Below are 11,860 nucleotides of genomic sequence, written 5' to 3'. Positions count from 1 at the left end.
GCTGTTTCGATTTCACGGCGTATTATTGTTTCGCTTGATCGGAGAACTGATCGAAGGCCTCGACCGCCTGCGCGGCATACATGAGGCTGGGGCCAGCGCCCATGTAGAGCGCCATGCCCATCGTCTCCATCACTTCATCGCGCGTGGCGCCATGCTTGACGGCGGCCTTCGAATGGAAGGCAACGCAGCCGTCGCAGCGGATGGCGACCGAGATGGCAAGAGCGATCAGTTCCTTGGTCTTGGCATCGAGCGCCCCGGCCTTGGTGGCCGCAGTCGCCATGGCGGAAAAGGCCTGCATCACGTCGGGCGTGCCGAGCCGCACTTCCTTGATGGCGCCATTCAGCTCGGTCGCCATTTTCGGCCAGTCCTTGTGCATATCGTCTCCTGTAAAGTTCAGCGTCCGAGAAGGGCAAGCAGTCGGTAAGCCGCGACGATGCGATCGCTTCGCGCGCGAGCTTCGCTGACCGCTGCGGCGGTTGCCTCGCGTTCGGCATCGAGCAGATCGAGCTGGGGCTTCATCCCCACGCGAACCTCGTGGCGCACGCTGTCGCGCGCCTGTCCGGCGGCAAGGGCTTGCTGGGAAGCAGCCGCTTCGACCAGGGCGGCCGAGCGCACCCCGGAAAAGGCGCTGATCGTCTGTTCATCGACGGCGGCGCGTGCGGCGCGCATACGCGCATCGGCGGCCCTGACCGCACTATCGGATTCGGTAATCTTGGCTGAGACTCGCCCGCCCGCGAATATCTGCCAGCGCGCCCGCACGCCGACCGTGGCGGCATCGGAGCGATAATCGGGAAAGAACTGGTCACGCACCGTCGAACCTTCGGCGAAGGCGCCGATCGTGGGCAGGCGTTCGGCCCGCGCGCCCCGCGCGCCGGCCTGGGCGGCATCCAATGCCGCTTCGGCTTGCGCCAGCGCCGGGTTGTTCCCGCGGGCGCTGTCGAGCGCTTCATCGAGCGAGGCAGGCAGGACCGGACTTGCCGGAATGGGCTGGAGATCCTGCGGGGCAAGGCCAGTGAGGTTGGTGAATCGCGCATCGGCCGAGATGGCAAAGCCGCGCGCGCCTTCAAGGGCTGCCTGTGCTTCGGCAAGGCGCGCCGCCGCCTGCGCAACATCGGTGCTGGGGCTTTCGCCTGCCTTGAAGCGGAGCCGGGCCTGGCGCTGGATCTCCTCCATCTGGCCGACCATCTGTTCATAGAGCGCTATCATTCGGTGCGTGGTCAGCACGTCGCCATAGGCTTGGACCGTCGCGACAACGATCTGGCTGCGGGTCATCGTTTCACCGGCGCGTGCTGCTTCGCTGCCCGCTTTCGCCTGTGCGATCCCGGCGCTGACCCTGCCGCCCATAAAGAGGGGCTGTTCGATAGTGAGCTGCGCCGCGCGCGGCGTGACGTTGGCCGCCGGAAGCCCGAAGAAACCCTGCGGATCGAGTCGTCCATAGCCGATCGTCCCGCTCAGCGTCGCGGTTGGCAGACCCTGGCCGCGTGCTTCCCTGATCCGGGCGTCGGCCGCATCGGCATCGGCCCCCGCCGCCTCGATTTCCGGCGCGTGGTTCACGGCGGCCGCAATGGCTTCTTCAAGCGTCGTTGCCTGCGCGGGCATGGCGACACTCGCCAGCAGGCCGGCGAGCAGGGGGAGGGGGATCGTCCGCCTGAGCGTCATTTGAAGGCGGTTCCCGGACGGACGCCGAACGCCTTGAACACCATCGCAGCCGGGCAGAAACCAGTGAAGCTTGCCTGAAGCATATTGAGGCCGGCAAAGGCGGTGAGCGCGATCCACCAGGGATGCACGGTCAGCGACAGGACGACGCCGAGCAGTACGACACAACCGGCGAACGCCATCACGGCACGATCGAGAGTCATCAGTCTCACTCCTTCGCTTGGGAAACCAGAAGCCGGGGCATCAGAAACGCAGCTTGCGGATGCCCATCGCGTGCATGGCGAGCTTTTCGTAGAAGGGCTCGCTCTCGCCCTTGCGGACCTTGCGCAGGAAATATTTCTCAAAGCCGACCTTGGCCAGATGGACCCATTTGCCGCTGGACGACCAGTTGACGTTGCGCGGCGGGATCTGCGGCTGGGCGACGAAGGCGACGCCTCCGTCGCCAAAATCGGCGAGACACACCGCGTTCCACGTCGCTTCCGCCGTCGGCTCCTGGCCGTCGAGAACCAGCGAGAGATTGGCGGCGATCGCCGTGACCATGGATTCGATCATGAAACCGGTCTTGGGCACGCCCACCGGAACCGGCGTCGGGCCGGTCGGCGGGATGGCGACACAGACACCGAGCGCGAATATCTCGGGGAAGGCCGGATTGCGCTGGTGCTTGTCGACGATGATGAAGCCGCGCGGATTGGCCAGCCCTTCGATATTGCTGACCGCGGGGACGCCCCGGAACGCAGGGAGCATCATCGAGAAGCCGAAGGGCAGGTCGTGCGTCTTCTTCACCGCGCCGTCCTCGCCGACTTCCTCGACGTGCATGACGCCGGGCTCGACCTTGGTGACGCGGGCGTTGGTGATCCATTTGATGTGGCGATCACGCAGCTCGCTCTCGAGCAGCGACTTGGTATCGCCGACGCCGTCGAGCCCAAGGTGGCCGATATAGGGTTCGGGCGTCACATAGATCATCGGCACCTTGTCGCGGATCTTGCGCTTGCGCAGTTCGGTGTCGAGGATCATCGCGAATTCGTAGGCCGGGCCGTAGCAGGACGCGCCCTGCACCGCGCCGACGACGATCGGGCCGGGATTTTGTGCAAAGGCATCGAACGCATCGGCGGCGGCTGAGGCGTGGGGCGTCTGGCAGATGGAGAGGGTATGGCCGCCATGCGGACCCAGCCCCTCGATCTCGTCGAACGCGAGTTCCGGGCCGGTAGCGATTACAAGATAATCGTAATTGATGGATGAGCCGTCATTGAGTTCGAGTCGCTTTTCGCCGGCATGCAGCCGCTTCGCGCCGACCGAGGTGAAGCCGATCTTCTTTTTGGCGAACACGGGAGGGAGGTGGACCTGGATGGCTTCAGGCTCGCGCCAGCGCACGGCGACCCAGGGATTGGACGGGATGAAGTTGTAGGTATCGCTATCGGATACCGTCATCACGTCGGCGCGGTCTTTGACGGCAGCCTTGATCTCATAGGAGGCGATCGTGCCTCCCAGACCCGCGCCCAGCACCACGATCAAAGGCTTGCCCATCTGCGATCCTTCCATGTCTCAATGGCATTGACGAATATCATCATTACACGTTATATGCAAATAACAAAGTTGAGGAAGCTGCCATGTTCGGATTCAAGAAACGTGATGCCCACCGTGAGATCGGCCCCGCCGAGCTGGACGCCATGCTGAAGGGCGGCAAGGCGCTCCTGATCGACGTGCGCGAGACAGGCGAGTTCGCCGCCGGCCACATACTGGGCGCAATAAACATGCCACTGTCGGGCTTTTCACCTCGTAACATCCCTGATCCCAAGGGCCGGACTGTCGTGCTGCAATGCGCGGGCGGAAAGCGCTCGGGCCAGGCACTCGATCAATGCGCGGCGGCGCAGAGCGCGATCGACACCCACCTCGCTGGCGGGATCGGTGCGTGGAAAGACGCCGGCTTCCCGGTCGTTGGTGATTGAGAGCCTGAAAGAGAACCAAAAAAGAGGGGTATCGGCGGCATGATGAGCGGCAGGGGCAAGTGGCTCTGGTTGGCGGGCGCCGCGCTGGCGCTGTCGGCATGCGGGAGCAAGCCGGAGCAGGAGCAGGCGGCGGCGACGCTACCCGCCGGGGAAACTCTGCGGCTCGCCGCAACCGAAATCCCGGACATGAAGGTAGTCGGCGCGGAGATCGCCACGCGCGACCAGGCCGAAGTGCTCGCCCGCATCCCCGGCATCCTCACGTCGCTTTCCGTCCGTGCCGGCGACACGGTGCAAAAGGGCCAGCGGATCGGCATGATCGTCGATTCGCGGCTCGGCTATGAGACAAGCGCCTATGGCGCCCAGACCGCCGCCGCCCAGGCCGAAGCCGCGCGGACCAATGCCGATCTCGCCCGCATTCGCGATCTCTATGGCCAAGGCGTCTATGCCAAGGCGCGCCTGGATCAGGCCGTTGCGGCCGCGCGCGCGGCCGATGCGCAGGTTGCTGCCGCTCGGGCGCAGCAGGGCGCAAGCGTCAGCGTCGCGGGGCAGGGGGCGGTGATCGCCCCGGCGAGCGGTCGGGTGCTTCGCGCCGATATTCCCGCCGGATCACCGGTGGCGCCGGGCATGTCGATCGCGACGGTTACCGCGGGGCCGCCGGTGCTGCGGTTGATGCTGCCGGAGTCGGTTGCCGGACAGGTCCATCCCGGTGCGCGCGTGATCGTCAATGAAGCGGATATGCCGTCCGGGCAGCGCGAAGGCAGTGTGGCGCAGGTCTATCCCGCGATCACTGGCGGCCAGGTCCGCGTCGATGCGACTTTGCCTGGGCTTTCCACCCAATTCATCGGCCGCCGCGTGAGCGCGTCGGTCGAGATCGGCACGCGCAAGGCGCTGGTCGTGCCGCGCTCCTTCATCACCACGCGCTATGGCATGGATCAGGTGCAGATCGTCGCGGAAGGCAAGCGGCTCAGCATGGTGCCGGTCCAGATCGCGCCGACGGCCGATCCCGCCCTGGTCGAGATATTGAGCGGTGCGGCCGCCGGCGACGTGCTGTTCGCCCCCGGTAAGCCGGCCAAGGCTCCGCGGCCATGAATCTCGGTGTTTCCGGTCGCCTCACCAGGGCCACTATCGCTTCCCCCCTGACGCCGCTGTTTCTGCTGGCGGCGATCGCTGTCGGTCTGCTGGCTCTTCTTTCCATCCCAAGGGAGGAGGAACCGCAGATCAGCGTGCCGATGGTGGACATTCAGGTGATGGCGCCCGGCCTGTCCGCCGCCGATGCGACCGAGCTGGTGGGCATTCCGCTCGAAACCATCGTCAAGAGCGTCGACGGGGTGGAGCATGTCTATACCCAGGCGCAGGACGATGGCGTAATGGTGACGGCGCGCTTCCTCGTCGGGTCGAACCCGGAGGATGCAGCGATCCGCATCGAGGAGAAGCTGCGCGCCAATTGGGATCGTAAGCCGGTCGGCATCCCCGATCCCAAGGTGACGGTGCGCGGCATTAACGACGTTCCCGCTGTCGTCCTGACCCTTGCCCCCAAGCCCGGCGCGGCAGGGCAGTGGAACGATGCCAGCCTCTACGAACTCGCCGCGAAGCTGCGCACCGAGATCGCCAAGGTCGACAATGTCGGGATCAGCTTCCTCGTCGGTGGCCGCCCCGAGGAAATCCGCATTGCGCCCGATCCGGCCAGGCTCCGCCAGTATGGCGTGCCGCTGGGGAGCGTGATCGAGGCCGCGAGCCAGGCCAATCGGTCCTTTCCGCTGGGTAATATCCGCGAGGACGGCAAGGCGGTCGGCGTCACGGCGGGCCGCACCCTGTCATCGGCGCAGGAGGTCGGACTTCTGACCGTGCGCTCTGCCTCCGGCTCGCCCGTCTATCTGCGCGACGTTGCCAGCGTAACGCAGGGGCCGCGCGAGGATCAGGCGCGGGCGTGGCGCTGGGCGAAGGAGGAAAACGGCAAGTGGCATAGCGCCCCCGCCGTCAGCATCGCCTTCGCCAAGCGCGCCGGCGCCAATGCCGTGGTGGTGTCCGATGCGATCCTCGAGCGCGTCGAGAGCCTGAAAGGCAAGCTCATCCCCGATGACGTCACGGTCGCCGTCACCCGCAACTATGGCGAGACGGCGAACGAGAAGGCCAACGAGCTGCTGTTCCATCTGGCGCTGGCGACCGTCTCCATCGTCGTGCTGATCGGCTTCGCGATCGGGTGGCGCGAGGCGGGCGTGACCGCCGTGGTCATTCCGACGACGATCCTGCTGACCATGTTCGCCTCGAACCTCATGGGCTACACCATCAACCGCGTCAGCCTGTTCGCGCTGATCTTCTCGATCGGCATCCTCGTCGACGACGCGATCGTCATGATCGAGAATATCGCGCGCCATTGGGCGATGGACGATGACCGCAACCGTACCCAGGCCGCGATCGAGGCGGTGGCGGAGGTCGGCAATCCCACGGTGGTCGCGACATTGACCGTGGTTGCGGCGCTGCTGCCGATGCTGTTCGTTTCCGGCCTGATGGGCCCCTACATGGCTCCCATCCCGGTCAATGCGTCGGCGGCGATGATCTTTTCCTTCTTCGTCGCCGTGGTCATTGCGCCGTGGCTGATGATCCGTTTTGCCCGCAAGACGCTCGGCTCTGGCCACGGCCATGACGAGAGCGGCGGCAAGCTGGGGCAGCTCTATGCCCGTGTCGCGCATCGCGTCATCGATACGAAGAAGTCCGCCCGCAATTTCCTGATCGCGGTGGGCGTGGCGACACTGGTCGCCTGCTCGATGTTCTATTTCAAGGCCGTTACCGTGAAGCTGCTGCCCTTCGACAACAAGTCGGAGGTTCAGGTCGTGGTCGATATGCCCGAAGGCACCGCGCTCGAAAACACGGGCCGCGTGCTGGAAGATGTTGCCGGCGTGGTGCGAGGCTTGCCCGAAGCGACGGCGATGGAGGCCTATGTCGGCACATCGGCGCCGTTCAACTTCAACGGCCTTGTCCGCCATTATTTCCTGCGCTCGCAGCCCGAGCAGGGCGATGTGATGGTGACGCTGCTGCCCAAGGGGGATCGCAGCCGGTCCAGCCATCAGATTGCGCTCGACCTGCGCCAGCGGCTGAAGGCGCTGCGCTTGCCCAATGGCGCATCTATCAAGGTGGTCGAGACGCCTCCAGGACCGCCCGTCCTCGCGACCCTGCTGGCCGAGGTCTATGGCCCCGACGAAGTCACGCGCCAGAAGACAGCGTCCGAGCTGGAAAAGATCTTCAAGTCCGTCCCCTTCATCGTCGACGTGGACAACAGCTTCGGCGAGGCGCGCCCGAAGCTCCGCCTCGACGTGCAGCGCGACCGGCTCGATTATTACGGCCTTTCCCAGCGGCAGGTCGCCGACAGCATCGGTATGCTCATGGGGAGCCAGACTGTCGGCTACGCGCCGCGCGGCGATGGCCGCAGCCCACTACCGATTACAATCGCGCTGGAACAGAAGGACCGCAGCTGGACGCAAGCCTTGTCGAGTATGCCTGTCGCACAGACGCCGGGCGGCCAGCTCATCGACCTTGGCGCGGTGGTCGAAGCGCGCACCGAGACGGGGAGTCCTGCGATCTTCCGCCGTGACGGTCGATATGCCGACATGGTCACGGCCGAGCTGGCCGGAGCCTATGAAGCGCCGATCTACGGCATGATCGAAGTGAACCGCGCGGTCGATGCCTATGACTGGGCGGCCAAGGGCCTCCAGAAGCCGGAAATCCGTCTCAACGGTCAGCCCGAGGATGAGAGCGTGCCGTCCCTGCTCTGGGATGGCGAATGGGAGATCACCTGGGTCACGTTCCGCGACATGGGCGGCGCCTTCATGGTCGCGCTGCTGGCGATCTACATCATCGTCGTCGCGCAGTTCAAAAGCTTCCGCCTGCCGCTCGTGATCCTGACGCCGGTGCCGCTCACGCTGGTCGGGATCGTCATTGGCCACATGCTGTTCCGTGCACCGTTTACGGCAACCTCGATGATAGGGTTCATCGCGCTCGCCGGTATCATCGTGCGCAACTCGATCCTGCTGGTCGACTTCATCCGCCATTCGGCCACGCCGGACAAATCGCTGCGCGACGTGCTGCTGGAAGCCGGCACGATCCGGTTCAAGCCGATCGTTCTCACGGCCGCCGCGGCGATGATTGGCGCGGCCGTGATCCTGACCGATCCGATCTTTCAGGGTTTGGCGATCTCGCTGCTGTTCGGCCTTGCGTCCTCGACGCTGCTGACCGTGCTGGTTATTCCGGCCATTTACATCGTGCTTCGAGATGATGGGAAACCCGCGACCAGATGATGCCGCTTGAGACGCCCCTTGCACAACTCGCCGAGCACGCCGCCCATGCGGCGAGCGTGCTGAAGCTGCTGGCCAATGAACAGCGTCTGCTGATCCTGTGCCGGCTGACCCAGGGCGAATTCTCCGTCGGGGAGATGGTGGAGTTGTGCGGGCAATCGCAATCCAGCGTGTCCCAGCATCTGGGGAAATTGCGAGAAGGGGGTCTGGTCAAGACCCGGCGCGAGGCGACGACGATCTACTACAGCCTTGCTGACAGCGACGTCCGCAAGTTGATCGACATGCTCTGCGATCGCTTCGGTCCCGGTGCTGGACAATCCTGAGAAATCCGATGCGACGCGCCGTCCTTCCGCTCCTGTCCATGGTCTCTCTCGGGGCTTGCGCCTCGAATGAGCCGCCGTCGGATCCGGCGGTGATGGTGCAGGAGGCACAAGCGCGCTCCGATATCCTGGCCGACCGCTTCCAGAAGGAATTATTGAGCGCGCTGACCGCCGCGATGGCGGCGGATGGTCCGCAAGGCGCGATCAGCGTCTGTTCGAGCATAGCGCCCGCGCTCGCCGCGCAGATCTCCGAGGAAAGCGGAGCGACCGTCCGGCGCACGGCGCTGCGCACGCGTAATCCCGCTGCCAGTCCTGACGCTACCGAACGCCGCGTCATGGAGAGCTGGGCCGCCGCGCCGTTTGGCGTCGACGGCAAGCCCAGGCGCTGGTCGGCGTATGAGGGCGGGCAATATCGCTATATGCGCGCCATACCGACCATGCCCATGTGCCTCGCTTGCCATGGCGAGAATGTCGCCCCGGAGGTGATGGCGGCGATCCGCGCGCATTATCCCGCAGATCAGGCGACGGGTTTTGCTTCCGGCCAGCTTCGGGGCGCCTTTTCGATCCGGTGGGAGGAGGCAGCCCTGGCGCGTGCGATCAAAGGCGGGGAGGGCGCGCAGCGAGGTCTGCACCCATGACGATCTTGCGCGCGCTTGCGCTGGCCCGATTTTACAGCGCTGCGGCAGCTGTCGCCTACCGCTCAGCGGCGCCGTGATCGCCAGAGTGCTTTGCCATCAGGTTCGGCCCGGCAGCATTCGGCGCAAGGTATCATCCTTGACGATGTAATGATGGAAGAGAGCGGCAAGGGCGTGAAAGCCGATCAGGAAATATCCGATGGTCCCGACTGTCTCGTGCCAATCCTTCATCTGTCCCGCCAGGGCTTTGCTCTGGCCGACAAGAGCCGGCAGATCCAGACCGAAGAATGGAATCGGCTTGCCCGACGCACTCAGGATCACCCAGCCCGCCAAGGGCATCGCCAGCATGAACGCGTAGAGTGCGAGATGCGTCGCATTGGCTAAAAGCGTCTGCCATGACGGCGGTTCCGGCGTGATCGGGGGGGTGCGCTGGCTGAGGCGTGCCAGCAGGCGGATGATCGCCAGCGCCAGAACGGTGAGTCCGAGTATGAAATGCCAGGTTTTCAGCCCCTCGCGGATGTCGGTTCCCTTGGGATAGTTCTCCCGCAGGAGAATGGTAGCGTAAACGACCGAGATCAGCAGCACCATGAGCCAGTGCAGAGTGATCGACAGGGAAGAGAAGCGGTTAGGGATATCGGTTGTACTCATGGCGAACCTCCCATCAATTTTCATATTGCCAGCGAGATGAGAAAAATGCCTTGATCCTTCTCAAGAAGCTTTGCGCCGAACAACCGCAATAACCGGTCAGCTGCGCTTGCGGACAAATTCCGCACGAAGCACCAAACCTTTGATGCCTTCATACCGGCAGTCGATTTCCTGCGGGTCATCCGTGAGGCGGATCGACTTTATCAGCGTTCCCCGCCTCAGAGTCTGGCCGGCGCCCTTGACGACCAGATCCTTGATCAACGTGACCTGGTCGCCGTCGGCAAGCAGGTTGCCCACGGCATCGCGGACTTCGATCCGGTCCGCGGTGGCGCGCCGTTCCTTCAGTTCGGATGCAGCCATCCATTCACCGGATTCTTCATCGTAGACATATTCATCTTCGCTCATGGAGTTCTCCATCGGTCAGGAATGTGCGTCAGGCACCGAACAGATCGCGTTCAATCAGCCAGGCGCGCATTGCCAGCAATGCGGCGACGAGGGCAGCCACGGCAAAGGCTCTGGCGTCGAGCGTGATCCACGCAACAGCGCCTGCAAGCCCGCCAATAAGGAAGACCAGCCAAAAGGATGCATGCAAGCCAAGCTGGCGATAGTTCGCGTGATGCCGTCCGCCGGCCAATGCCTCCCCGAACCGCACGACCTGCGTGGAGGGCGAAATAGCCTCCTGCAGGTCGGGATCATCCCTCTCAAAAGTGCAATGAGCACTACCCATGGCCATCGCGATCAGCACGGCCGGGATGATCGCCAGATGCGAGAGGAATGTCAGATAGGCGGCGGCCAACGCGATTGCGGTACAAACGAGCGCGATTGTGCGCCGGTACCGGCCTAGCCAGTGCGTAATCAAGGTCGTGAGGACCACACCCCCCACGAAGCTGAAGATCATTCCGCCCACAAATTTCGTGATACCAAAGCCACCGGGAAGGCTCGTGCCCAGAACAGTGGCGTTGGCCTCGGGCGAGGCAAGGAAGACGTGCCCGAATGCCAGAAAGCCGGCTGCATTGATCGCGCCGGCAAGGGCCGCCAGCATGGCGGCCAGTTGGACCAGCGCGCGCTGCGCTCTGCCGATATCCAGGGAGCTGGGCCGTCTGCCTGTCCGATCCGGTTCGCTCATGCTCGCCTCTTACGCATCCTGGCTCGGCAATCGCTCGATCACGAGTGCAATGCCTTGTCCGCCGCCAATGCACATGGTCACAAGCCCGTAGCGGCCGCCAATACGCTCGAGCTCGTAAAGCGCCTTGATGGTGATGATGGCGCCGGTTGCCCCGACGGGATGCCCAAGTCCAATGCCGCTGCCATTGGGATTGACCTTCTCGGGCGGGAAATCGAGCAGTTTGGCGACCGCGCAAGCCTGCGCGGCAAAAGCCTCGTTCGCCTCGATCACGTCGATGTCGTCAAGCGATAGTCCGGCCCGCTTGAGGGCGATGGGCACGGCTTCGACGGGACCGAGCCCCATCACTTCGGGGGCAACACCGGCATGTCCCCAGCTTACAACCCTGGCGCGGGGTGTCAGGCCGTGTCTCTCGGCGGCGGCGGCGGAAGCCAGCACCAGAGCCGCGCCAGCGTCGTTGATGCCGCTGGCGTTGCCCGCCGTTACGGTCCCGCCATCCTTGCGGAAGATGGGCGTGAGTGCGCCGAGGCCTTCGCTGGAAACGTCGGTGCGCACATGCTCGTCGGCCTCGAACATAAAGGTGCCGCTACGGCCCTTGACCTCGACGGAAACGATCTGCTCGCGAAAACGGTCTTCCTGCTGTGCTCTTGCTGCCCGGCGATGGCTTTCGGCCGCCAGCGCGTCCTGCTCGGCCCGGGTGATGCCATGACGTTCGGCAACGTTCTCGGCAGTGACCCCCATGTGACCTGCACCGAACGGATCGCTCAGCGTCGCGTTCATCGCGTCGATCATCATTTCATCGCCCATCCTGCGCCCCCAGCGCAGGCCCTTGAGAACGTGTGGGGATTGGCTCATGCTCTCGACACCGCCAGCAACGGCGATGTCACACTCGGCCAATGCGATCATTTGGGCGGCGGAAATAATCGCCTGCACACTCGATCCGCAAAGGCGGTTCAGGGTGAGCGCCGGGGTCCGATCGGGAATCCCCGCCGCGATAGCGGCAATTCGCGAGACATATGCATCGCTGGGTTCGCTTTGAATGACCTGGCCAAGGACAACATGCTCGACATGGCCTGGTTCGATTCCGGCCCGCTTGATGGCTTCGGCAATGACGATGCGGCCAAGCTCCCACGGCGCGACGTCCTTAAGGCTGCCTCCAAAATCCCCGATAGCGGTGCGCACACCCGACAGGATCACGACGTCGTTCAAATTTCCTTCCTTTCGACAATATGTTCGCCCGAACCGC

Annotated in this window: 13 protein-coding genes; 5 read left to right on the top strand and 8 right to left on the bottom strand. The window is 64.3% G+C overall.

Annotation, left to right across the window (positions count from 1 at the left end; translation table 11 throughout):
- Nucleotides 1-22: 22 nt before the first annotated feature.
- The 4 genes from DFR49_RS04995 to DFR49_RS04980 are packed head-to-tail and all read right to left on the bottom strand — an operon-like array spanning nt 23 to nt 3,180.
- Nucleotides 23-376: a carboxymuconolactone decarboxylase family protein gene (locus DFR49_RS04995; RefSeq protein WP_030090331.1), complete on the bottom strand. Its 354-nt coding sequence runs from the start codon at nt 374-376 to the stop codon at nt 23-25.
- Nucleotides 377-393: 17 nt separating this feature from the next.
- Nucleotides 394-1,659, bottom strand: a complete 1,266-nt coding sequence (locus tag DFR49_RS04990; protein ID WP_030090332.1) for a TolC family outer membrane protein — start codon at nt 1,657-1,659, stop codon at nt 394-396.
- A complete protein-coding gene (locus DFR49_RS04985; RefSeq protein ID WP_021246224.1) occupies nt 1,656-1,859 on the bottom strand; it encodes a YgaP family membrane protein in 204 nt (67 codons plus the stop codon). Before DFR49_RS04985 ends, DFR49_RS04990 begins: the two co-directional genes overlap by 4 nt.
- 40 nt (nt 1,860-1,899) lie before the next feature.
- On the bottom strand, nt 1,900-3,180 hold the full coding sequence (locus tag DFR49_RS04980) for an NAD(P)/FAD-dependent oxidoreductase (protein WP_030090333.1): 1,281 nt from the start codon (nt 3,178-3,180) through the stop codon (nt 1,900-1,902).
- A gap of 83 nt (nt 3,181-3,263) precedes the next feature.
- Here DFR49_RS04980 and DFR49_RS04975 point away from each other — a divergent pair, with 83 nt between their 5' ends.
- From DFR49_RS04975 to DFR49_RS04955, 5 genes are all read left to right on the top strand, one after another.
- Nucleotides 3,264-3,602 carry a rhodanese-like domain-containing protein gene (locus DFR49_RS04975; protein WP_021246226.1) on the top strand — a complete coding sequence of 113 codons (339 nt, stop codon included), beginning with the start codon at nt 3,264-3,266 and terminating at the stop codon, nt 3,600-3,602.
- A 39-nt stretch (nt 3,603-3,641) separates the two neighbouring features.
- On the top strand, nt 3,642-4,691 hold the full coding sequence (locus DFR49_RS04970) for an efflux RND transporter periplasmic adaptor subunit (RefSeq protein ID WP_030090334.1): 1,050 nt from the start codon (nt 3,642-3,644) through the stop codon (nt 4,689-4,691).
- The gene (locus DFR49_RS04965; protein WP_030090335.1) at nt 4,688-7,894 is read left to right on the top strand and encodes an efflux RND transporter permease subunit; all 3,207 of its coding nucleotides are present in this window, start codon (nt 4,688-4,690) and stop codon (nt 7,892-7,894) included. The genes DFR49_RS04970 and DFR49_RS04965 overlap by 4 nt, the downstream gene beginning before the upstream one ends.
- Entirely contained in the window at nt 7,891-8,214 is a 324-nt protein-coding gene (locus DFR49_RS04960; protein ID WP_030090336.1) for an ArsR/SmtB family transcription factor, read from the top strand. The genes DFR49_RS04965 and DFR49_RS04960 overlap by 4 nt, the downstream gene beginning before the upstream one ends.
- A 92-nt stretch (nt 8,215-8,306) precedes the next feature.
- Nucleotides 8,307-8,849, top strand: a complete 543-nt coding sequence (locus tag DFR49_RS04955) for a Tll0287-like domain-containing protein (protein ID WP_231746296.1) — start codon at nt 8,307-8,309, stop codon at nt 8,847-8,849.
- Between the two features lie 96 nt (nt 8,850-8,945).
- Here the strand turns inward: DFR49_RS04955 and DFR49_RS04950 are convergent, their stop codons facing one another.
- From DFR49_RS04950 to bktB, 4 genes are all read right to left on the bottom strand, one after another.
- On the bottom strand, nt 8,946-9,494 hold the full coding sequence (locus tag DFR49_RS04950; RefSeq protein ID WP_119034649.1) for a cytochrome b: 549 nt from the start codon (nt 9,492-9,494) through the stop codon (nt 8,946-8,948).
- 96 nt (nt 9,495-9,590) lie between these two features.
- Nucleotides 9,591-9,896, bottom strand: coding sequence for an alkylphosphonate utilization protein (locus tag DFR49_RS04945; RefSeq protein WP_030090339.1), 306 nt, complete (start codon nt 9,894-9,896; stop codon nt 9,591-9,593).
- A gap of 28 nt (nt 9,897-9,924) precedes the next feature.
- Entirely contained in the window at nt 9,925-10,617 is a 693-nt protein-coding gene (locus tag DFR49_RS04940; protein WP_030090340.1) for a DUF1275 family protein, read from the bottom strand.
- 9 nt (nt 10,618-10,626) lie between these two features.
- Nucleotides 10,627-11,823, bottom strand: coding sequence for a beta-ketothiolase BktB (gene bktB / locus DFR49_RS04935; protein ID WP_030090341.1), 1,197 nt, complete (start codon nt 11,821-11,823; stop codon nt 10,627-10,629).
- Between the last annotated feature and the right edge of the window lie 37 nt (nt 11,824-11,860).

Source organism: Hephaestia caeni (assembly GCF_003550065.1).
In the GTDB taxonomy this organism is placed as follows: domain Bacteria; phylum Pseudomonadota; class Alphaproteobacteria; order Sphingomonadales; family Sphingomonadaceae; genus Sphingomonas; species Sphingomonas caeni_A.
Note: the sequence above shows the minus strand (reverse complement) of the source record. Positions and strands in the feature narration are given on the sequence as shown.

Excerpts from the sequence above, each read along its gene's own strand:
- DFR49_RS04995 (WP_030090331.1), bottom strand. The coding sequence starts at position 376 with ATGCACAAGGACTGGCCGAAAATGGCGACCGAGCTGAATGGCGCCATC.
- DFR49_RS04990 (WP_030090332.1), bottom strand. The coding sequence starts at position 1,659 with ATGACGCTCAGGCGGACGATCCCCCTCCCCCTGCTCGCCGGCCTGCTG.
- DFR49_RS04985 (WP_021246224.1), bottom strand. The coding sequence starts at position 1,859 with ATGACTCTCGATCGTGCCGTGATGGCGTTCGCCGGTTGTGTCGTACTG.
- DFR49_RS04980 (WP_030090333.1), bottom strand. The coding sequence starts at position 3,180 with ATGGGCAAGCCTTTGATCGTGGTGCTGGGCGCGGGTCTGGGAGGCACG.
- DFR49_RS04975 (WP_021246226.1), top strand. The coding sequence starts at position 3,264 with ATGTTCGGATTCAAGAAACGTGATGCCCACCGTGAGATCGGCCCCGCC.
- DFR49_RS04970 (WP_030090334.1), top strand. The coding sequence starts at position 3,642 with ATGATGAGCGGCAGGGGCAAGTGGCTCTGGTTGGCGGGCGCCGCGCTG.
- DFR49_RS04965 (WP_030090335.1), top strand. The coding sequence starts at position 4,688 with ATGAATCTCGGTGTTTCCGGTCGCCTCACCAGGGCCACTATCGCTTCC.
- DFR49_RS04960 (WP_030090336.1), top strand. The coding sequence starts at position 7,891 with ATGATGCCGCTTGAGACGCCCCTTGCACAACTCGCCGAGCACGCCGCC.
- DFR49_RS04955 (WP_231746296.1), top strand. The coding sequence starts at position 8,307 with ATGGTGCAGGAGGCACAAGCGCGCTCCGATATCCTGGCCGACCGCTTC.
- DFR49_RS04950 (WP_119034649.1), bottom strand. The coding sequence starts at position 9,494 with ATGAGTACAACCGATATCCCTAACCGCTTCTCTTCCCTGTCGATCACT.
- DFR49_RS04945 (WP_030090339.1), bottom strand. The coding sequence starts at position 9,896 with ATGAGCGAAGATGAATATGTCTACGATGAAGAATCCGGTGAATGGATG.
- DFR49_RS04940 (WP_030090340.1), bottom strand. The coding sequence starts at position 10,617 with ATGAGCGAACCGGATCGGACAGGCAGACGGCCCAGCTCCCTGGATATC.